Origin of the sequence: Roseomonas sp. GC11 (assembly GCF_024437745.1) — a bacterium.
Lineage (GTDB): Bacteria > Pseudomonadota > Alphaproteobacteria > Acetobacterales > Acetobacteraceae > Pseudoroseomonas.
Map to the genome: position 1 here is coordinate 36,764 of NZ_JANFNY010000006.1, position 18,401 is coordinate 55,164.

Genomic DNA, 18,401 nt, shown 5'->3' on the forward strand with positions numbered 1-18,401 from the left:
AAAAAAGAACCTTTCTCTCTCGTCTTTTCTTACGCCACGGCCCGCCGCCGCCCCTGCAGCATCACCAGCAGCAGGGCCAGCCCGATGGCGGGCAGCAGCAGGATGTTCAGCGTCGTCCAGCCCGCCACCTCGTGGATGGCGCCGGAGGCCAGCGCCGTGCAGGCCACCGTGCCGAAGACGATGAAGTCATTGGCCGCCTGGGCGCGCACGCGCTCTTCCGGCCGGTGCGCCTCGGCCAGCAGGTTGGTGGCGCCGACGAACATGAAGTTCCAGCCCACGCCCAGCAGCATCAGCGCGGCGCCGAAATTGGCGAAATCCTGCCCCGACAGCCCCACCGCGACACAGGCGAGGTTCAGCACCGCCCCCGCCGCGATCACCCGCCGCGCGCCGAAGCGCCCGATCAGCCGCCCGGTGACGAAGCCCGGCGCGAACATCGAGACGGCATGCATCTGGATCACCGTCGCGCTGGCGGCGATGCCGAAGCCGCAGAGCTGCATCTCCAGCGGGGTGGAGGTCATCACCAGATTCATCGTGCCATAGGCCATGGCGCCGGTGACGGCGGCGATGAGGAAATCCGGCCGGCGCAGGATCTCGCGGAGCGGCGTCGCCACCTTGGGCCGCGGCGGCGCCGGCGGCAGCGTCGCCCGCGACAGCAGCGTCATGCACACCAGCGGCAGCAGCGCCAGGATCATATAGGTGCCGAGGAAGGTGAAGGGCGGGATCATCTCCCGCGAATGCTTCACCAGTTCCGGCCCGAAGATGGCCGAGAGCACGCCCCCCGCCATCACCAGCGAGACGGCGCGCGGGCGGTAGGCCGGGGTGGCCACCTCCGCCGCCGCGAAGCGGTAATGCTGGGAAATGCCGAAGCCCAGCCCGGCCGGCACCGCGCCAAGGCAGTAGAGCGCGAAATTGCCGTGCCACACGCCGAGCGCGAAGGTCACGCTGCCCAGGAAGGCGCCGCAGGCACCGAGCAGGAAGCCCGGCTTGCGCCCCAGCCGCGCGAAGACGAGGCCGGCGGGGATGGAGGCCGCCATCGTCGCCGCCATCTGCATGGCCATGGGCAGGGTGGCCAGGGCCTTGTCCGTGGCCAGGCTGTGGCCGATCAGGGCGGACATCGCCACCTGCCCCACCGTGCTCGCCTGCATCAGCGCCTGGCAGAGGAACATCAGCCAGACATTCTTCCGCATGGCCGCCGCGGCCTCCGCCGTCTGTCCGGCCTCGTGAACTGTCATCAGAAGTGACTCCATCCTCCCGGGCCGGGGGGAAGTTCCGCGCCGGCCTCATCCAGCACGGTAACCACCGCCTCGCCCGGCACGAAATGCCCGATGCGGGACACAGCCACGCCACAGGCGGCGGCGCGGGCGAAAATTTCCGGCGCGGCCCCGGGCGGGGCGGCGAAGAGAAGCTCATAATCATCGCCGCCCGAGAGCAGCTTCGGCAGCGCCACGGCGCCCGCGGCCACCAGCGCGGCGGCGGGCGGGGAGAGCGGCACATCGGCCGCGCGCAGCACCGCGCCACAGCCACCGGCCCGGCAGAGATGGCCGAGATCCTGCACCAGCCCGTCCGACACATCCATGGCGGCGCGGGCGAGGCCGGCCAGCGCCTGCCCCAGGGCGAGGCGCGGCCGCGGCAGGCGATAGCGTGAGGCCAGGAAGCCCCCCGCATCCGCCACCGCGCCGCGCAGCGCCATCAGCCCCAGCGCGCCATCGCCGATACTGCCGGAGACCCACACCTCATCCCCCGGCCGGGCGCCGGCGCGGCGCAGCGCCTGCCCCGGCGCGACATGGCCGAGGATGGTGAGGGAGAGCGTCACCGGGCCGGGGATGGACACCGTATCGCCGCCGAGGACGGAGAGGCCGAATTCGCGCTGGTCCTCCGCCAGCCCGGCGGAGAAGGCGGCGAGCCAGGCATCCGGCGTGCCGCGCGGCAGGGCAAGCGTCATCAGGTAGCCGAGCGGCGCGGCGCCCATGGCGGCGAGGTCGGAGAGGTTCACCCGCAGCAGCTTGCGGCCCAGCGTCTCCGGCGGGTCGTCGGGGAGGAAATGCACCCCGGCCACCATCGCATCAGCGGCGAGCACCAGTTCACGGTTGGCGGGGGGGGTCAGGAGCGCGGCGTCGTCCAGCAGGCCCAGCGCGCCGGGGCCGGCCAGCGGCGCGAAATGGCGCGCGATCAGGGAGAATTCAGCAGGAATGGGCATCGCATGCTCTCCAGGTGGCCTTGAGGGGGCTTTGCCCCCTCAACCCCCCCTTCTTTCCCTTGGGCAGGGGACGGGGTCCCCTGCACCCGCCTTCAGAGTTTGAGAGGGGCGAAGCCCCTCTCATGCAGGCGGTGGCCCGGCTGTTCAGCGCTGGAACTCGGTGGGGCGCAGCGCGCGGGCCATGGCATCCAGCACGCCATTGGCGAAGCGCGGCTCCTCGCCGCTGAAGAAGCCGTGCGCGATGTCCATGTACTCGTTGATCACCACGCGCGCCGGCGGCTCGGTGCCCGAGGAGAGCTCATAGGCGGCGGCGCGCAGCAGGGCGCGCAGCACGGGGTCGAGCCGCGCCACCGTCCACTCGCCGGCCAGATGGCCCTGGACGATCTCGTCCAGGCCGTCGGGCTGGCGCGCCACGCCGCGCACCACGCTGGCGAAGAGCGGCACATCGGCCAGCGGCACCCGGCCATCCTCGAAGCCCCCGGCATCGGGGCCGATGCGGTAGCGGACGAACTGGTCGATCACCGCCTCCGCCGCCTCGCCGCTCTGCTCGCTCTGGAACAGCGCCTGGATGGCGGCCACGCGCGAGCCGGTGCGCGGGCGCCCGGCCACCGGCGGGCGCGGCTTCCTGCCGGCAGGAGTCTGGGGCGCGCTCATGCCTGCCCCCAGCGGCGCGCCAGCGCGATCTGCTGCAGCAGGGCGTGCACCGCCTCCGCCCCCTTGTTGTGGCGGTCATCGGCGCTGCGCGCCTCGGCCTGGGCCAGGCTCTCCACCGTCAGCAGGCCGAAGCCGAGCGGGGCGCCCGTCTCGCCGCTGATGTCCATCACGCCCTGGCACACGGCCTCGCAGATGAACTGGTAGTGGTCGGTCTCGCCCTTCACCACGCAGCCGAGCAGCAGGAAGCCGTCCCAGCCCGGGGCCACCTTCAGCGCCATGCGCAGCGCCGCCGGCAGCTCGAAGGCGCCGGCGACATCGACCACCTCCAGCGTGGCGCCGATCTCGGCCAGGATCTTCTCGGCGCCACGGCGCATGCCGCCCACGACGCCGTCATAATACGGCGCCTGGATCAGCAGGATGCGCGGCGCGGGGCCGGGGATGGCGGGGGTCGCGCGTTCCGGCGCGTCGGCGGTGCTCATGCGGCGCCTTCTTCCTCGATGGGCCGGCTCTCGGACACGGTCAGGCCATAGCCCTCCAGTCCGACGATGGCCTTGGGGTGGTTGGTCAACAGGACCATGTCCTTGACGCCAAGATCCGCCAGGATCTGGGCGCCGATGCCGTAGTCGCGCAGCTCCGGCGGCGCGCTGCGGTCCCGCCGGGCGCGGATGCGCTCCGACAGGGCGGTGGGCTTCACGTCGCGGATCAGCACCACCACGCCGCGCCCTTCCTGGGCGATGGCGCGCATGGCGCTGTGCAGCTCGGCCGAGCCGCTGGTGCCCACGATATCGGCGAAGAGGTTGACGGCGTGCATGCGCACCGGCACCGGGCCGGGGCGCGCCAGGTCGCCCTTCACCAGCGCGACATGCTCGCCATATTCCTGCGTGTTGGCATAGACGACGACGCGCCATTCCCCGCCGGGCAGGTCGGCCAGGCGGTTTTCCTCCACCCGCTTCACCAGCCGCTCGGTGCGGCGGCGGTAGCCGATGAGGTCGGCGATGGTGCCGAGCTTCAGCCCGTGATGCTGGGCGAAGGCCACGAGGTCCGGCATGCGGGCCATGGTGCCGTCGTCATTCATGATCTCGCAGATCACGCCGGCCGGGTTCAGCCCGGCGAGGCGGGCGAAATCCACCGCCGCCTCGGTATGGCCGGCGCGCACCAGCGTGCCGCCCTCCCGCGCCACCAGCGGGAAGACATGGCCCGGCGTCACGATCTGCTCGCGCCCCGCCTCGGGGTTGATCGCCACCGCCACGGTGCGGGCGCGGTCGGCGGCGGAAATGCCGGTCGTCACCCCTTCCCGCGCCTCGATCGAGACGGTGAAGGCGGTCTGGTGCCGGGTGCCGTTGCTCTGCGCCATCAGCGGCAGGCCGAGCTGCTCCACCCGCGTCCGCGTCATGGCGAGGCAGATCAGCCCGCGCGCGTGGCGGGCCATGAAGTTGATGGCATCCGGCGTGGCGAACTGCGCGGGGATGACGAGGTCGCCCTCATTCTCCCGGTCCTCGTCATCGACGAGGATGAACATGCGGCCGCGCCGCGCCTCCTCCAGCAGCTCCTCGGTGGGGCTGAGGAATTCGGCGAAGGAGGTGCGCTGGGTCAGGACGGTCATGCGGAGTGCTCCCCCACCTCGAATTCACGGAGCCGGGCGACGTAGCGCGCCAGCATGTCGATCTCGATATTCACCCGGTCGCCGGCGGCGAGGCCGCCCAGCGTCGTCACCTGCGCCGTGTGCGGGATGAGGTTCACGCCGAAGGCCGTGCCCTCCACCGCGTTCACGGTGAGGGAGACGCCCTCGATGGTGACCGAGCCCTTGGGCGCGACGAAGCGCGCCAGCGCCGCCGGCAGCCGCACGGTGAGGCGCAGCGAGCCATTCTCCGGCGTGGCCGAGACCACCTCGCCCACGCCATCGACATGGCCGGAGACGACATGGCCGCCAAGCTCATCGCCCATGCGCAGCGCGCGCTCAAGGTTGATGGCGGCGCCCGGCCGCCAGGCGCCGAGCGTGGTCTTGCCCAGCGTCTCGGCCGAGACCTCGACGGTGAAGCGGTCCGCCTCGCGCGTGATCACCGTCAGGCAGCAGCCGGAACAGGCGATGGAGGCCCCGATGGCCGCGCCCTCCAGCCAGCCCTCGGGCGTGGCGATGACGAGGCGCATATCCTGCCCCCCGCCGATCGGCGCGACCGCGGCGACCTCGCCCTTCGCGGTGATGATTCCGGTGAACATGCTCAGGCGGCCCCCATCTCGCTTTCGCTCATCCTGCTGTCCGCGAGCGATTCATACTCGCTCAGCAGGTCCGCCCCGGCGGTGGCCAGGGTGGTGCGGCGATATCTGGGCATGGCCGACAAAAGCTCCAGCGGCAAGGCGTCCAGCGCGGGCCTGCCATCGCCGCCGATCAGGCCGGGGGCGTGGAACCAGGCCAGCCGGTCCACCAGCCCGGCACGCAGCAGCGCCGCCGCCAGCGCCGCGCCGCCCTCGGCCAGCACGCGCGTCAGGCCGCGCGCGGCCAGGGCGCGCAGCAGCGCCGCCGGGTCGAGGCCGGGATGGCCCTCCGCCTCGGGAACCTCGATGATCTCGGCCCCGGCGGCGCGCAGCGGCGCCAGCAGGGCCTCCGGGTGGCCCGGGCGCGTCGCCACCCAGACGGGGCCGCCGCCCGCGCGCAGCATGCGCGCCGTGGCGGGCAGGCGCAGCCGGGCATCCGCCACCACCCGCACCGTCGGCACCGGGGTGAAGCCGGGGAGGCGGCAGGAGAGGTCCGGGTCATCGGCCAGCGCCGTGCCGCTGCCCACCAGCACGGCATCGTGCCGGCCGCGCAGGGCATGGGCGGCGCGGCGCGCCTCCGGCCCGGTGATCCACTGGCTCTCGCCGGCGCGGGTGGCGATGCGGCCATCCAGCGTGGTGGCCAGCTTCAGCGTCAGCAGCGGCAGGTTCCGCGTCAGCCGCTTGAGGAAGCCGGCATTCAGCGCCCGCGCCTCCGCCTCCAGCAGCCCGGTGGAGACGGCGATGCCGGCGGCGCGCAGCCGGGCGATGCCGCCGCCATCGACGCGCGGATCCGGGTCGCGCAGGGCGATGACGACGCGCGCCACCCCGGCGGCCACCAGCGCATCGGCGCAGGGCGGCGTGCGGCCCCAGTGGCAGCAGGGCTCCAGCGTGACATAGGCGGTGGCGCCGCGCGCGGCGGCGCCGGCCCGGGCCAGGGCCTCCGTCTCCGCATGCGGGCGGCCGCCGGGGGCGGTCCAGCCGCGCCCCACCACCTGCCCGTCCGCCGCCACGATGACGCAGCCCACCGAGGGGTTGGGCCAGGTATTGCCCAGCCCGCGCGCCGCCAGCGCCAGGGCGGCGCGCATATGCGCCGTGTCCTCCACGCTGTGGCGGGCCTGGGCGGGCAGCGCGTTCATCACGCGGCGGCGCCGAAGGGAGGCAGCTCGGGCAGCTCGGGCTGGGGCAGCCCGGACGGGAGCAGCCCAGACGGGAGCAGCTCGGGCTGGGGCAGCGCCTTGGCCAGCACGGTGTGCGGCAGCGTCACCTGCAGCACCGGCTCGGTGCGCTGCCCGGCCGCCTGCATGGCATAGCCGCGCCGGCGGAACAGGCCGAGGGCGCGCAGATGCCCGCTCGGCACCCGCACGCGCAGGCTGGGCGCGCCCCCGGCGGCCAGCAGCGCCTCCATGGCGGCGAGCAGGGTGGAGCCGATGCCCTGCCCCCCCACCTGCGGCGCGACCCAGAGGCCGGAGAGCCGCGCATCGGCCCCGGCCTCCGGCTTCTCGGCCAGGGCGCAGCCCAGCGGGCCCTGCGCGCCCTCGGCGAGCAGCAGCGGGCCGCCCTGCGCCAGCGCGGCGGCGAAGAGGGCAGTGAAGCGCTCCACCGTGGCGCGGCGGCGCAGCTCGGCCGGCAGCAGCGCCGCCGTGCCCTGGGCATAGGCCGCCACCGCCACGGCGGCGAGCGCCGGCAGGTCGGCGGCGCCCGCGCGGCGCAGCGTCAGCCCTGCCCCCAGCGAGATGCCGGCAGCCGAAGCCCCGCCGGCCAGGGCCGCGGGATGAAACAGTTTGACCATGCCGGGTTCAGCCCTTGCCGTTGCCGTCGCCGAAATCGAGGGAGCCGAGGAAGGCGCGGAAGTCGCTCGCCTCCCCGAAATTCCTGTAGACCGAGGCGAAGCGCACATACGCCACCTGGTCCAGTTCCTTCAACGTCTCCATCACCATCTCGCCGATGGCGCGGCTGGAGATCTCGCTCTCGCCCTCGGCCTCCAGGCGGCGCTGGATGCCGTTGACGATGCGCTCGATGCGGTCCTCGTCCACCGGCCGCTTGCGCAGCGCGATGCGGATGGAGCGGGCGAGCTTGTCGCGGTCGAAGGGCACGCGGCGCTGGTCGGACTTCACCACCGTCAGCTCGCGCAGCGTCACGCGCTCGAAGGTGGTGAAGCGCGCCCCGCAGGAGGGGCAGGAACGCCGGCGCCGGATGGCCGCCCCGTCATCGGCGGGGCGGCTGTCCTTCACCTGCGTGTCCTCGCTGCCGCAGAACGGACAGCGCATGGCCCGGCCCCCCGCCCCGGCCGCTCAGCGGTAGATCGGGAAGCGCTGGCAGAGGGCCAGGACCTCGGCCCCCACCTCGGCCTCGATGGCGGCATTGCCCTCGGGGTCGTTGGCGCGGGAGAGGCCGGTCAGCACCTTGCCGATCAGGCGCCCGATCTGGCGGAACTCCGCCTCGCCCAGGCCGCGCGTGGTGCCGGCCGGCGTGCCGAGGCGGATGCCGGAAGTGACGAAGGGCTTGGCCGGGTCGAAGGGGATGGCGTTCTTGTTGCAGGTCAGATGGGCGCGGCCCAGCGCCGCCTCGGCCGCCTTGCCGGTCAGGCTCAGCGGGCGGAGGTCGACCAGCATCAGGTGGTTGTCCGTGCCGCCGGTGACGATGCCGGCGCCCTGGGCCACCAGCTCCTCGGCCAGGGCCTTCGCATTGGCCACCACGGCCTTGGCATAGGCGCGGAATTCGGGGCGCAGCGCCTCGCCGAAGGCCACCGCCTTGGCGGCGATCACATGCTCCAGCGGGCCGCCCTGCAGGCCGGGGAAGACGGCGCTGTTGAACTTCTTCGCCAGCGCCTCGTCATTGGTCAGGATCATGCCGCCGCGCGGGCCGCGCAGCGTCTTGTGGGTGGTGGTGGTCACCACATGGGCGTGCGGGAAGGGGCTGTCATGCGCGCCGCCGGCCACCAGCCCGGCGAAATGCGCCATGTCCACCATGAAGTACGCGCCGACCTCATCAGCAATGGCGCGAAACTTGGAAAAATCCCAGGCGCGGGAATAGGCGGAGCCACCGGCCACGATCAGCTTGGGGCGGCTCTCGCGGGCGATGCGGGCGACCTCGGCCATGTCGATGCGGCCGCTCTCGCGGTCCACCGTGTAGGGGGCGACCTTGAACCACTTGCCAGACATGTTGACCGGCGAGCCATGCGTCAGGTGGCCGCCGGCGGCGAGGTCGAGGCCCATGAAGGTGTCGCCCGGCTGGAGCAGGGCGAAGAACACGGCCTGGTTGGCCTGGGCGCCGGAATGCGGCTGGACATTGGCGTAGCCGCAGCCGAAGAGCTGCCTGGCGCGCTCGATCGCCAGCGTCTCGATCTCGTCCACATACTCGCAGCCGCCATAGTAGCGCTTGCCCGGCAGGCCCTCGGCATACTTGTTGGTCAGGATCGAGCCCTGGGCCTCCAGCACGGCGCGGGAGACGATGTTCTCGGAGGCGATCAGCTCGATGCCATCCTGCTGGCGGATCAGCTCACGGCCGATCAGCGCGGCGATATCGGCATCGGCCTCGGCCAGGGAGGCACCGAAGAAGCGGCCATCGAGGGTCGCGGGGGAGAGCTCGTTCATGGCGTCAGGCCTCCTGGGGCCGGGCAGAGGCAGAGGGGGCGGCGGAGGTGACCGAGGGCATCAGCTTGGCGATGCGCCGGTCGTGGCGGCCGCCTTCATAAGGGGTGGTGAGGAAAGCGGAAAGCGCATCCAGCACCACCTCGTGCCCGATCGTGCGGGCGCCGAAGCAGGCAATGTTGGCATCATTGTGCGCGCGGGTCAGCCGGGCCTCGGTGGTGTTGTGCACCACCACGGCGCGGATGGCCGGGTGCCGGTTGGCGGCGATGCTCATGCCGATGCCGCTGCCGCAGACCAGCACGCCGAAGCGCGCCTGCCCGCCCGTGACCGCCTCGGCCACCGGATGGGCGAAATCGGCGTAGTCGCAGCTCTGCGTGCCATGGGTGCCAAAATCGAGCACCGGATGCCCGGCCGCCTCCAGCGCGGCGCGCAGGCTGTCCTTCAGGGCGGCGCCGGCATGGTCGGCGCCGAGGGCGATGGGGGTCTCGGCCGGGTTCATGGCGGCCCCGTTACCACGTCTTGTTGATCGGGAAAACTCGAACCCCCAACCCTGGGGCGCAACCCCGGCATGTGCGGCAGGGAAGGCCAGGGGGAAAGCCAGGAGAGGATCAAGGCCAGGGGGAATGAATTCCCCCTGGACCCCCTTCTTTTTTTTCTCTGATAAAAGAAAAAGAAGGGGTCCGGGGAATTCATTCCCCGGCCTTTCCTGTCACACGCCAGCGTGCCCCCGGGAGCCTCAAAGAATGACCGACATGCCGGGGTCCTTCCCCGCCACCCGCCTGCGCCGCAACCGCCACGACGCCTGGACGCGCCGCATGGTGGCGGAAAACCGCCTCTCGGTGGACGACCTGATCTGGCCGATCTTCCTCATCGAGGGCGAGGGGCAGGTGACGGAGGTGGCCTCCATGCCCGGCGCCCACCGCGTCACCCTCGACCGGCTGGCCGCCCATGTCGCCCCGGCGGTGGAGCTTGGCATCCCGGCCATCGCCCTCTTCCCCGCCACCCCGGCCGGGCTCAAGGACGCCGAGGGCAGCGAGGCGAAGAACCCCGACAACCTGATCTGCCGCGCCACCCGCCTGCTGAAGCGCGAATTCCCGGAGACGGGCCTCGTCGGCGATGTCGCCCTCGACCCCTATACCGACCACGGCCATGACGGGGTGATCCGCGATGGCTATGTCGCCAATGACGAGTCGGTGGCCGTGCTGGTGGCCCAGGCCGTCAACCAGGCGGAAGCCGGCATCGACATCATCGCCCCCTCGGACATGATGGATGGCCGCGTCGGCGCCATCCGCGCCGCCCTCGACGCGCGCGGGCTGATCCATACCCGCATCATGTCCTACGCGGCGAAATACGCCTCCGCCTTCTACGGCCCCTTCCGCGACGCGCTCGGCTCCGGCGGCGCGCTGAAGGGGGACAAGAAGACCTACCAGATGGACCCGGCCAATTCCGACGAGGCGCTGCGCGAGGTGGCGCTCGACCTCGCCGAGGGCGCGGACATGGTGATGGTCAAGCCCGGCATGCCCTATCTCGACATCGTGCGCCGGGTGAAGGACCGCTTCGCCGTGCCCACCTTCGCCTATCAGGTGAGCGGCGAATACGCGATGATCATGGCCGCCGTCCGCAATGGCTGGCTGGACCATGACAAGGCGATGCTGGAAAGCCTGCTGGCCTTCAAACGCGCCGGGGCCGATGGCGTGCTGACCTATTTCGCCGTCGAGGCCGCGCGGCGGCTGCGCCAGGGCTGAGCCGGGCCGGACGGGACAAGAAAGGGCGGGGCAAGGGAGGACGGGGCAAGAGAGGGGGCGCCCGCCCCCTTACCTTGCGGCGAACTCATCCGCCGTTCACTGGAACCCGGCGCCGCACCCGCCTAGCTCTCCCTCCTGTGCCCCGCCGACCGGCGCGGCCCTGACGGAGAAAATGCCCCGATGATCCGCCGCTCCTTCCTCAAGGGGCTGGCCCTGGCCAGCCTGACGGCCACCGCGGCCTGCGCGCAGCCCATGCCGCCGCCGCCCTATCCGCCCGGGCCGCGCCCTGCCCCCTACCCGCCCATCCCCGAGCTGCGCAGCGAGGTCCGCCCGCCACCGCCACCCTATCCGGAGCGCTTCGTCTGGCAGCCCGGCCACTGGCACTGGGACGGGCGCGAATATGCCTGGGTCGGCGGCCGCTGGATCCCCCGCCCCGAGCGCGGTGCCGAATGGATCCATGGCCGCTGGGTCTGGGGCAACGGCGGCTGGACCTGGCTCCCCGGCCACTGGCGTTAATTTTTTCGGGCTGCCGCCGTCGGGTGGAGAGGCGGGACGCAACCCTCTCCCCGCGCGGCGGTGGCCAGGGCGCCCCTCCCCCTGGGCCGGAGCGCCCCGCCTGAGTGCCGCCCCTCTCGTCCCGGCCCTGACCGGCAGCTGACAGAAGAATCAGGGGCGGGAGGGGGGGATGAGGGCGGGGGCCGGGAGGGCGAAGGCGGAGCGCAGTTCGCCGGCCATGAAGCGCTGCGCCGCGCCGGCCTTGGGCAGGACCAGCGGGTCCACGCCGAAGAATTCATGGGTCACGCCCGGGAAATCCTGCCCCACCACCTGCACGCCGCTCTGTTGCAGGCGCCCGGCGAGCAGCAGGCCATCGCTGCGCAGCGGGTCGATCTCGGCGGTGATGAGGATGGCCTTGGGCAGGCCGCGCAGATCGGCCCGGCCATAGACATTCAGGCGCGGGTCCTGGAGTTCGCCCGGCAGCACGGTGGCATGGCGCAGGAACCACTGCATCATGGCGGCGTTCAGCGGCCTCGCCATGGCGTTCTGCTGGTAGGAGGGGGTGGACATGTCCGTCCCCGCCAGCGGGTAGATCAGCCCCATGGCCACCGGCAGCGGCGTGCGGCCCTCACGCGCCGCCATGGCGACGTTGATCGCCAGATTGCCGCCCGCGCTCTCCCCCACCACCGCCACGCGGGTGAGGTCGGCGCCGAACTGCGCGGCGTTCTGCAAGGCCCAGACATAGGCCGCATAGGCATCCTGGTGCGCGGCGGGGAAGCGCGCCTCGGGCGCCTGGCGGTAATGCACGGACAGCACCATGGCCTGCGCCTCGGCCGCCAGGGCGCGGGCGGAGGCGTCATAGGCATCGAGCGAGCCGATCACGAAGCCGCCGCCGTGGTAGTAGACGATCAGCGGCAGCAGCGGGCGCGGCGCGTCGCCGGCGCGCAGCGGCGGCACCGGGCTGTAGAGCCGCGCCGGCAGCGGGCCGCCCAGGCCGGGGATCTCGATATCCCGCACCAGCGGCAGCGGGCGCGGCAGGGCCGGGCGGCCCAGCGCGCGCTGCCGCTGCGCCACCGCATCGGCCAGGGTGGGCTGCAACCGCGCCTCCTCCGGCCGCAGCGTCTCGACCGGCCGCGGGTTCAGCGCCTGGAGGCTCTCCAGCAGGGCGCGCATCTCCGGGTCCGCGCGGCCGGTCGGGTCGGCGGGCGGCAGGGGCTCGGGCGCGGTGGCGCAGGCGGCCAGCAGGCCGGGCAGCAGCATCAGGCCGGCGCGGCGGGACATGGACAGCATGGCGGCATCTCCTCCAGGGCCCGCCATCAGCGGCGGGCGGCGCCGGGGAAACACGGACTTCGCCTTGCCGGTTGCGCGCCCGGGGGCGGGAGGCGCCCACGGAAGGCGGGGTCCGGGGGGACCCTGTCCCCCCGGCGGGGTCAGGGGCGGAGCCCCTGGCCGAGAAACGCGCCCCACCCCCGCGCCGGGGCCTGGCCGCAGCCGGCGAATTCGGCGCGTTCCACCCTGGAGTGGCGGACCATGCGGCGGACGGTATCGGCGGTGAGCAGCGCCCCGCAGCAGGACCGGAGAGGAAGGGTTGCCGCCGGGCCGCCCGCATCGCATGGTCGCGCCCCCTGATCGCCAGCCCGATCGCCCGCTGCGGGAGAAGACCCATGCTCGACCATCCGGCCACCACCACCCTTCCTGAGGCACCCCCTGAGGCGCCCTGCCTGGATCCCTTCGCCCTGGCGCGGGCGCTCTCCGGCGCGCATCTGATCGGCGGCCGGCTGGTGCCGGCGCGCGCGGGCAAGGTCTTCCCCGTGGTGAACCCCGCCACCGGCGCGGTGGTGGCCGAGGCCGCCGATGGCGACGCCGCCGATGTCGAGGCCGCCGTCAGCGAGGCCGCCACCGCCCAGAAGGCCTGGGCGAAGGTGCCGGCGCGCAGGCGCGGCGCGCTGGTGGCGCAGGCCGCGGCGCTGATCCGCACCCATGTCGAGGAGCTCGCCCGCCTCGTGGCCCTCGAGACCGGCAAGGCGCTGCGCACGGAAAGCCGTGTGGAGGCCAACAACGTCGCCGACATCTTCGACTTCTTCGCCGGCCTCGGCGGCGAGCTGAAGGGCGAGAGCGTGCCCTTCGGCCCGGAGGTGCTGAACATCACCGTGCGCGAGCCGCTCGGCGTCGTCGGCGCCATCATCCCGTGGAACATCCCGATGATGCTGCTGGCGCTGAAGGTGGCGCCCGCCCTGGTCGCCGGCAACAGCGTGGTGGTGAAGTCGGCCGAGGAGGCGCCGCTGGCCGTGCTGCGCATCGCCGAGCTGATGAACCGCGTGCTGCCGCCCGGCGTCTTCAACCTGCTCTCCGGCCAGGGGCCGGAATGCGGCGCGCCGCTCGTCGCCCACCCGCTGGTGCGGAAGGTGACCTTCACCGGCAGCGTCGAGACCGGCAAGATCATCGCCCGCACGGCGGCGGACAAGCTCATCCCCGTCACGCTCGAACTCGGCGGCAAGTCGCCGATGATCGTCTTCGCCGACTGCGATTTCGAGAAGACGGTGCAGGGCGCGCTGACCTCGATGCGCTTCACCCGCCAGGGGCAGAGCTGCACCGCCGCCAGCCGCATCTTCGTCGAGCGCCCGATCTTCGAGGCATTCGTGGCCGAGATGGCGAAGCGCGTGGACGCCCTGGTGATGGGCGACCCGCTGGATGAGAAGACCGATATCGGCACCATCATCTCCCCCGGCCAGTTCGAGAAGGTGCGCGCCTTCATCGCCGAGGGCCGCGCGACGGCCGGCGCCGAGGGCCGCGCCTGCTCCGCCCTGCCGGCCGACCCGGCACTGCGGAAGGGGCTGTTCATCCAGCCGCACATCTTCACCGGGCTGACGAAGGAGAGCCGGCTGGTGCGCGAGGAGATCTTCGGCCCCGTCACCTGCGTCTTCCCCTTCGACGACGCGGAGGCCGTGCTGGCGGAGGCGAACGACACCGAATTCGGCCTCGCCGCCAGCGTCTGGACCAACAACCTGAAGATCGCCCTCACCTTCGCCCACCGCATCGAGGCCGGGCTGGTGCAGGTGAACCAGAACCTCGTGGTGCAGCCCAACCTCTCCTATGGCGGGGTGAAGAATTCGGGGCTTGGCAAGGAAGCCAGCCTTGAATCCATGCTGGAACATTTCACCCATAAAAAGACAATCATGGTAAACATGGCCTGAGGCCGGGAATCGAACCGGTCCGTTTTCCGGGGGGCGGCCCGCGCGCGGCCGCCCCGCCGGCCTGGAGGCGGAGGCACAGTCACGGATGAGGGCAGGCCCGGGCAGCATGGGGCGCGCGGCGGCCGCGCCGCACGCGGCCCCCTCCGTGCTGCCTCCCGCCGCATTGCCGGCCCCGCACGAGCCACGCCCCGCCCCGCGCTTCCGCATCCACCTGCTGCGGCTGGTGGTGGTGGCCCTCCTGCCGCTGGTGCTGCTCTCCGGCGCGCTGGCGCTGTGGACGGCGCAGGCCCAGCGTGCCGAGGTGCTGCGCGGCATGGCGCAGACGGCCCATGCGCTGCAGATCGCCATCGACCGCGAGCTGCGCACCGGCATGGTGACGCTGGAGGCCCTGGCCGGCATGCCCGGCCTCGACGCGCTGCTGGAGCCGGGTGCGCCGGAGGAGGAGGGGGCGGCCTTCCAAGCCCGCGCCAGCGCCATGGCCGAGCGCCCGCCCGGGGCGATGCGCAATTTCGCGCTGATCCGCCTGGGCCCGGCGGGGGAGCCGCTGGAACAGGTGATGAGCACCTTCGGCCCGCCCGGCATGCGCCGCACCCTGCCGACGCGGATAGAACATCCGCCGCGCCCCGGCCTGCCGCTGCCGGACGCGAAGACGGTGTGGCTGGAAATGATTCATGGCGGGCGGGCGCGCGTCTCCGACCTCTACCGCAACAACCAGGACCAGCCCTGGCGCTTCGCCATCACCCTGCCGATCGAGCGCGAGGGGCGGCCGGTGGCGCTGCTGATCGCCGCGCTGTGGCCGGAGCGCATCACCGCCATCCTGGAGGAGCACCGCCCGCCCCCCGGCTGGCATGCCACGGTGGTGGACCGGGGCGGCATCATCCTCGCCCGCTCCAGCGACACGGCGGCGTGGCTGGCCCTGCCGGCGCCAGCGCCGGTGCGCGCGTTCCAGGGCGAGCCGGAGCGGCGCGAGGCGGTGCTGTTCATGCCCGAGGCGCCGACGGGCGCCAGCTATGCCGCGCTGCGCCGCCTGGAGCAGGTGCCCTGGGCCCTGGCCTATGCCGCCCCGGCCGCCAGCGTGGACGGGCCGCGATGGCGCACCCTGGCGCTGGCGGCGGCGGCGGGGGTGCTGGCGCTCGGCCTCGCCGCGCTGGCGGCGCTGGTGCTCGGCCGCCGCCTGGGGCGGGAGGTGGAAGGGCTGGGGCGCGATGCCGCGGCCGTCGCCCTCTCCGAGGCGCCGCCCCGCCCGCGCCCGGCGGCGATGGTGCGGGAGGTGGCGGAGGCGCGGGCCAGCCTGCACCGGGTGGGCCAGGCCCTGCACCAGCGCGCCGGGGCCAAGCGGGAGAGCGAGGCGCGCCAGGCCCTGCTGATGCGGGAGGTGGACCACCGCGCCAAGAACGCGCTGGCGGTGGCGCTGTCGCTGGTGCGGCTGGCCCCGCGCGACGTGACGCCGGAGCTGTTCGCCGCCACCGCCGAGGGGCGGCTGGCCGCCATGGCGCGCGCCCATTCCCTGCTGGCGCAGGAGGCGTGGGAGGGTGCCGCGCTGCGCGCCGTGGCGGAGGGCGAGCTGGCCGCCCATGCCGGCCGCGTGGTGATGGAGGGGCCGGAGCTGCGGCTGGAGGCCACGGCGGTGCAGCCGCTGGCCATGCTGCTGCACGAGCTGGCCACCAATGCCGCCAAGTATGGCGCGCTGAGCCAGCCGGAGGGGAAGGTCTGCCTGGCCTGGGAGGGGCTGCCCGATGGCGGGTTGCGGCTGCGCTGGGCGGAGAGCGGCGGCCCGCCGCTGGAGGGGCCGCCGGTGCGGCGCAATTTCGGCAGCCGCCTGGTGCGGCAGCTGGCGGAGCGGCAGCTGGGCGGGCGGCTGACGCTGGAATGGCCGCGGGAGGGGCTGCGCGTCACGCTGCGCCTGCCGCCGCGCGGGGCCGGGCCGGCCGCGGGCCCGTCCGGCGGGATGGGCGGCTGGCCGAGCCATGGGCCAAGCCATGGGCCCGGCCAGGGGCCCGGACAGGAGCCCGGACAGGGGCCAAGCCATGGGCCGGGAGGCGGCATCGGCGGCGGATGGTCCCCCGCCACCGGCATGGCGCGCGGTGAGGCCGGCTGGGGCGCAGCACCCCGCCTGCTGCTGCTGGCCACCTCCCCCGCCCTGGTGCGCGACATGTCGGCCCTGGCGGCGGAGGGCGGGCTGCTGCTGCTCGGCCCCGTGCGCGAGCCGGGCGAGGCCCAGGGCTGGCTCAGCGCCGGCATCGCCGCCGCGGTGATGGAGGTGCCCGGCCCCGCCGAGCCCTTCTTCCCGCTGGCGGACCGGCTGACCGAGCGGGGCGTGCCCTGCATCTTCATCGCCGGGCCGGGCGCGGCGGAGGCGCTGTCCGGCCGGGCCGCCGCCGTGCTGCGCCCGCCCTGCGGCCGGGGGGAGATCTCCGCCGCCATCGCCGCCGCCCTGGCCCGCCCGGCCCAGGCCTGAGGCAGGGCCACCCCCGCCTGGGCTCTCTCCTGCCTGGGCGGCCCCCGGTTCAAAAGCGGCGCGCGGCGTGGCAGTTTGGCGGCCCATGCCCCGTCTCCTCGCCCGCCTCCTCCCCGCGATCGCGCTCAACGACCGCCGCTTCCTGATCATGCTGGCCCTCGGCTTCTCCGCCGGGGTGCCGCTGCCGCTCACCGCCTTCGTGCTGCGGCAATGGATGTCCGAATCCGGCCTCTCGCTCACCGCCATCGGCATGACGACGATGATCGGCCTGTCCTATTCGCTGAAATTCCTGTGGTCGCCGCTGATCGACCACGCGGCGCCGCCCTTCTTCCGGCGGCTCGGGCGGCGGCGCGGCTGGCTGGCCAGCATCCAGCCGCCGCTCGCCCTGGCCATCCTGGCGATGGGCCTCACCAACCCGGCGGTGGCGCCCGAGGCCACCGTGGCCGTCGCCATCCTGGTCGCCTTCCTCTCCGCCAGCCAGGATATCGTCATCGACGCCTACCGCATCGAATTGCTGGAGGAGCAGGAACAGGGGCTCGGCCTCGCCTATTACGTCTGGGGCTATCGCGGCGCGATGCTGGCGGCCAGCGGCGGCGGGCTGACCGTCGCCGAATATGCCGGCTGGACGGCGACCTTCGCCTATTGCGCGGCGCTGATCGGCGTGGGCCTCGCCGCCACCCTGGCGGGGCGGGAGCCGGCGGCGCCCGCCATGGCGCCCCTGGCGCCCACCGGCTGGTCCGCCCGGCTGCGCGCGGCGGTGGTGGACCCCTTCGCCGATTTCATGCGGCGGCCCTACTGGCTCGGCATCCTGCTCTTCATCGCCCTGTTCAAGCTGGGCGAGGCCATGGCCGGGGTGATGCCGGCACCCTTCTACCGCGAGCTGGGCTTCAGCCGCGCCGAGGTGGCGCAGGTCGTCGGCGTCTTCGGCCTCTTCGCCACGCTGCTCGGCGCGCTGGCCGGGGGCTGGCTGGTGGCGCGCATCGGCACGGCGCGCGCCCTGGTCATCACCGGGCTGGGGCAGATGCTCTCCAACCTGATGTATGTCGCCCTCGCCCAGGCCGGGCATGACGTGCCCATGCTCTGGCTCCAGGTCGGCATCGAGAACGCGACGGACGGGCTGGCGGATGCCGCCTTCGTCACCTACCTCTCCAGCCTCACCCGCCGGGCCTTCACGGCGACGCAGTATGCGCTGCTCTCCTCGCTGGCGGCGGTGCCGCTGCGCACCATCGGCGGCGCCTCCGGCACGCTGGCCGAGGCGCTGGGCTGGCCCGACTTCTTCCTGCTGACCACCGCCGCCGCCCTGCCGGCCATGGGGATCATGCTCTACCTGCTGGCCCGGCTGCCGCCGGCGCCGGCCGACGCCCGAGGCCCGAAAGAATGACGATGCCCTCCTCCCCCGCGCCGCGCCGCGCCCCCGCTGCCCAGGCCCCGCACAGGCAGCTGGCCGCCGCCCTGGCGGGGCTGCACCGCACCCTGCTGAACGCCCAGGCCATCGGCCACCCGGCGGCGCAGAACCCCTATGCGCTGCTCCAGGCGGTGATGCATGACCCGGCCTTCGCCTGGCTGCGCGCCTTCAGCGACCTGATGGTGAAGATCGACGAGGCCGGGGCCAAGGGCGCCACCCCCTCGCCCGAGGCGATGCAGGGTTTTCTCCTGGCGGCCACCGCCCTGGCCGAGGGCGGCGCCGAGGCGCCCGAGGCCCATGTGAAGCTGCGCGGCTTCCTGCTGCGGCGCGAGGTCGCCACCGCCCATGCGGCCCTGCGCGAGACCCTGGCCCAGCTGCGCGCCAGCCACGGGCAGTAAGGGAAGGCCATG

General features: G+C 73.4%; 18 protein-coding genes. 6 read left to right on the forward strand and 12 right to left on the reverse strand.

The window, feature by feature from the left end; all coding sequences use genetic code 11:
- Positions 1–29 precede the first annotated feature (29 nt).
- From NON00_RS03345 to rpiB, 11 genes are all read right to left on the reverse strand, one after another.
- Positions 30–1,232, reverse strand: a complete 1,203-nt coding sequence (locus tag NON00_RS03345; RefSeq protein ID WP_256017663.1) for an MFS transporter — start codon at positions 1,230–1,232, stop codon at positions 30–32.
- Positions 1,232–2,197 (reverse strand): thiamine-phosphate kinase, encoded by a 966-nt coding sequence (gene thiL / locus NON00_RS03350; protein WP_256017664.1) that lies wholly within the window; start codon positions 2,195–2,197, stop codon positions 1,232–1,234. The genes NON00_RS03345 and thiL overlap by 1 nt, the downstream gene beginning before the upstream one ends.
- 144 nt (positions 2,198–2,341) lie before the next feature.
- Positions 2,342–2,851, reverse strand: coding sequence for a transcription antitermination factor NusB (gene nusB, locus NON00_RS03355; RefSeq protein ID WP_256017665.1), 510 nt, complete (start codon positions 2,849–2,851; stop codon positions 2,342–2,344).
- On the reverse strand, positions 2,848–3,330 hold the full coding sequence (gene ribH, locus NON00_RS03360; protein ID WP_256017666.1) for a 6,7-dimethyl-8-ribityllumazine synthase: 483 nt from the start codon (positions 3,328–3,330) through the stop codon (positions 2,848–2,850). Before ribH ends, nusB begins: the two co-directional genes overlap by 4 nt.
- Positions 3,327–4,454, reverse strand: coding sequence for a 3,4-dihydroxy-2-butanone-4-phosphate synthase (ribB, locus tag NON00_RS03365; protein ID WP_256017667.1), 1,128 nt, complete (start codon positions 4,452–4,454; stop codon positions 3,327–3,329). Before ribB ends, ribH begins: the two co-directional genes overlap by 4 nt.
- Positions 4,451–5,068: a riboflavin synthase gene (locus NON00_RS03370; RefSeq protein WP_256017668.1), complete on the reverse strand. Its 618-nt coding sequence runs from the start codon at positions 5,066–5,068 to the stop codon at positions 4,451–4,453. Before NON00_RS03370 ends, ribB begins: the two co-directional genes overlap by 4 nt.
- Positions 5,069–5,070: 2 nt before the next feature.
- Positions 5,071–6,240, reverse strand: a complete 1,170-nt coding sequence (gene ribD, locus NON00_RS03375; protein WP_256017669.1) for a bifunctional diaminohydroxyphosphoribosylaminopyrimidine deaminase/5-amino-6-(5-phosphoribosylamino)uracil reductase RibD — start codon at positions 6,238–6,240, stop codon at positions 5,071–5,073.
- The gene (locus NON00_RS03380) at positions 6,240–6,893 is read right to left on the reverse strand and encodes a GNAT family N-acetyltransferase (RefSeq protein WP_256017671.1); all 654 of its coding nucleotides are present in this window, start codon (positions 6,891–6,893) and stop codon (positions 6,240–6,242) included. Before NON00_RS03380 ends, ribD begins: the two co-directional genes overlap by 1 nt.
- 7 nt (positions 6,894–6,900) lie before the next feature.
- Positions 6,901–7,371, reverse strand: a complete 471-nt coding sequence (gene nrdR, locus NON00_RS03385; RefSeq protein ID WP_256017672.1) for a transcriptional regulator NrdR — start codon at positions 7,369–7,371, stop codon at positions 6,901–6,903.
- 24 nt (positions 7,372–7,395) lie between these two features.
- Positions 7,396–8,697, reverse strand: coding sequence for a serine hydroxymethyltransferase (glyA, locus tag NON00_RS03390; RefSeq protein ID WP_256017673.1), 1,302 nt, complete (start codon positions 8,695–8,697; stop codon positions 7,396–7,398).
- 4 nt (positions 8,698–8,701) lie between these two features.
- Positions 8,702–9,193, reverse strand: coding sequence for a ribose 5-phosphate isomerase B (gene rpiB / locus NON00_RS03395; protein ID WP_256017674.1), 492 nt, complete (start codon positions 9,191–9,193; stop codon positions 8,702–8,704).
- 244 nt (positions 9,194–9,437) lie between these two features.
- Between rpiB and hemB the strand changes: the two genes are divergently transcribed.
- Both hemB and NON00_RS03405 read left to right on the forward strand, forming a co-directional pair.
- Entirely contained in the window at positions 9,438–10,439 is a 1,002-nt protein-coding gene (gene hemB / locus NON00_RS03400; RefSeq protein ID WP_256017675.1) for a porphobilinogen synthase, read from the forward strand.
- Between the two features lie 180 nt (positions 10,440–10,619).
- Complete coding sequence (locus tag NON00_RS03405; protein WP_256017676.1) at positions 10,620–10,955, forward strand: twin-arginine translocation signal domain-containing protein; 336 nt, start codon at positions 10,620–10,622, stop codon at positions 10,953–10,955.
- A gap of 150 nt (positions 10,956–11,105) precedes the next feature.
- Here the strand turns inward: NON00_RS03405 and NON00_RS03410 are convergent, their stop codons facing one another.
- Entirely contained in the window at positions 11,106–12,224 is a 1,119-nt protein-coding gene (locus NON00_RS03410; protein WP_256017677.1) for an alpha/beta hydrolase, read from the reverse strand.
- 374 nt (positions 12,225–12,598) lie between these two features.
- On the opposite strand from NON00_RS03410, the gene NON00_RS03415 reads away from it, so the two are divergent.
- The 4 genes from NON00_RS03415 (at position 12,599) to NON00_RS03430 (ending at position 18,389) form a co-directional block, all read left to right on the forward strand.
- Complete coding sequence (locus tag NON00_RS03415) at positions 12,599–14,128, forward strand: aldehyde dehydrogenase family protein (protein WP_256017678.1); 1,530 nt, start codon at positions 12,599–12,601, stop codon at positions 14,126–14,128.
- Positions 14,129–14,213: 85 nt separating this feature from the next.
- Complete coding sequence (locus NON00_RS03420) at positions 14,214–16,586, forward strand: sensor histidine kinase (RefSeq protein ID WP_256017679.1); 2,373 nt, start codon at positions 14,214–14,216, stop codon at positions 16,584–16,586.
- 85 nt (positions 16,587–16,671) lie between these two features.
- On the forward strand, positions 16,672–17,967 hold the full coding sequence (locus NON00_RS03425; RefSeq protein WP_256017680.1) for an AmpG family muropeptide MFS transporter: 1,296 nt from the start codon (positions 16,672–16,674) through the stop codon (positions 17,965–17,967).
- Positions 17,964–18,389 (forward strand): hypothetical protein, encoded by a 426-nt coding sequence (locus NON00_RS03430; RefSeq protein WP_256017681.1) that lies wholly within the window; start codon positions 17,964–17,966, stop codon positions 18,387–18,389. The genes NON00_RS03425 and NON00_RS03430 overlap by 4 nt, the downstream gene beginning before the upstream one ends.
- The last annotated feature ends 12 nt before the right edge of the window (positions 18,390–18,401 follow it).

Excerpts from the sequence above, each read along its gene's own strand:
- NON00_RS03370 (WP_256017668.1), bottom strand. The coding sequence starts at position 5,068 with ATGTTCACCGGAATCATCACCGCGAAGGGCGAGGTCGCCGCGGTCGCG.
- nusB (WP_256017665.1), bottom strand. The coding sequence starts at position 2,851 with ATGAGCGCGCCCCAGACTCCTGCCGGCAGGAAGCCGCGCCCGCCGGTG.
- NON00_RS03415 (WP_256017678.1), top strand. The coding sequence starts at position 12,599 with ATGCTCGACCATCCGGCCACCACCACCCTTCCTGAGGCACCCCCTGAG.
- NON00_RS03345 (WP_256017663.1), bottom strand. The coding sequence starts at position 1,232 with ATGACAGTTCACGAGGCCGGACAGACGGCGGAGGCCGCGGCGGCCATG.
- NON00_RS03430 (WP_256017681.1), top strand. The coding sequence starts at position 17,964 with ATGACGATGCCCTCCTCCCCCGCGCCGCGCCGCGCCCCCGCTGCCCAG.
- ribB (WP_256017667.1), bottom strand. The coding sequence starts at position 4,454 with ATGACCGTCCTGACCCAGCGCACCTCCTTCGCCGAATTCCTCAGCCCC.
- nrdR (WP_256017672.1), bottom strand. The coding sequence starts at position 7,371 with ATGCGCTGTCCGTTCTGCGGCAGCGAGGACACGCAGGTGAAGGACAGC.
- NON00_RS03425 (WP_256017680.1), top strand. The coding sequence starts at position 16,672 with ATGCCCCGTCTCCTCGCCCGCCTCCTCCCCGCGATCGCGCTCAACGAC.
- thiL (WP_256017664.1), bottom strand. The coding sequence starts at position 2,197 with ATGCCCATTCCTGCTGAATTCTCCCTGATCGCGCGCCATTTCGCGCCG.
- NON00_RS03410 (WP_256017677.1), bottom strand. The coding sequence starts at position 12,224 with ATGCTGTCCATGTCCCGCCGCGCCGGCCTGATGCTGCTGCCCGGCCTG.
- hemB (WP_256017675.1), top strand. The coding sequence starts at position 9,438 with ATGACCGACATGCCGGGGTCCTTCCCCGCCACCCGCCTGCGCCGCAAC.
- NON00_RS03420 (WP_256017679.1), top strand. The coding sequence starts at position 14,214 with ATGAGGGCAGGCCCGGGCAGCATGGGGCGCGCGGCGGCCGCGCCGCAC.
- glyA (WP_256017673.1), bottom strand. The coding sequence starts at position 8,697 with ATGAACGAGCTCTCCCCCGCGACCCTCGATGGCCGCTTCTTCGGTGCC.
- NON00_RS03405 (WP_256017676.1), top strand. The coding sequence starts at position 10,620 with ATGATCCGCCGCTCCTTCCTCAAGGGGCTGGCCCTGGCCAGCCTGACG.
- NON00_RS03380 (WP_256017671.1), bottom strand. The coding sequence starts at position 6,893 with ATGGTCAAACTGTTTCATCCCGCGGCCCTGGCCGGCGGGGCTTCGGCT.
- ribD (WP_256017669.1), bottom strand. The coding sequence starts at position 6,240 with ATGAACGCGCTGCCCGCCCAGGCCCGCCACAGCGTGGAGGACACGGCG.
- rpiB (WP_256017674.1), bottom strand. The coding sequence starts at position 9,193 with ATGAACCCGGCCGAGACCCCCATCGCCCTCGGCGCCGACCATGCCGGC.
- ribH (WP_256017666.1), bottom strand. The coding sequence starts at position 3,330 with ATGAGCACCGCCGACGCGCCGGAACGCGCGACCCCCGCCATCCCCGGC.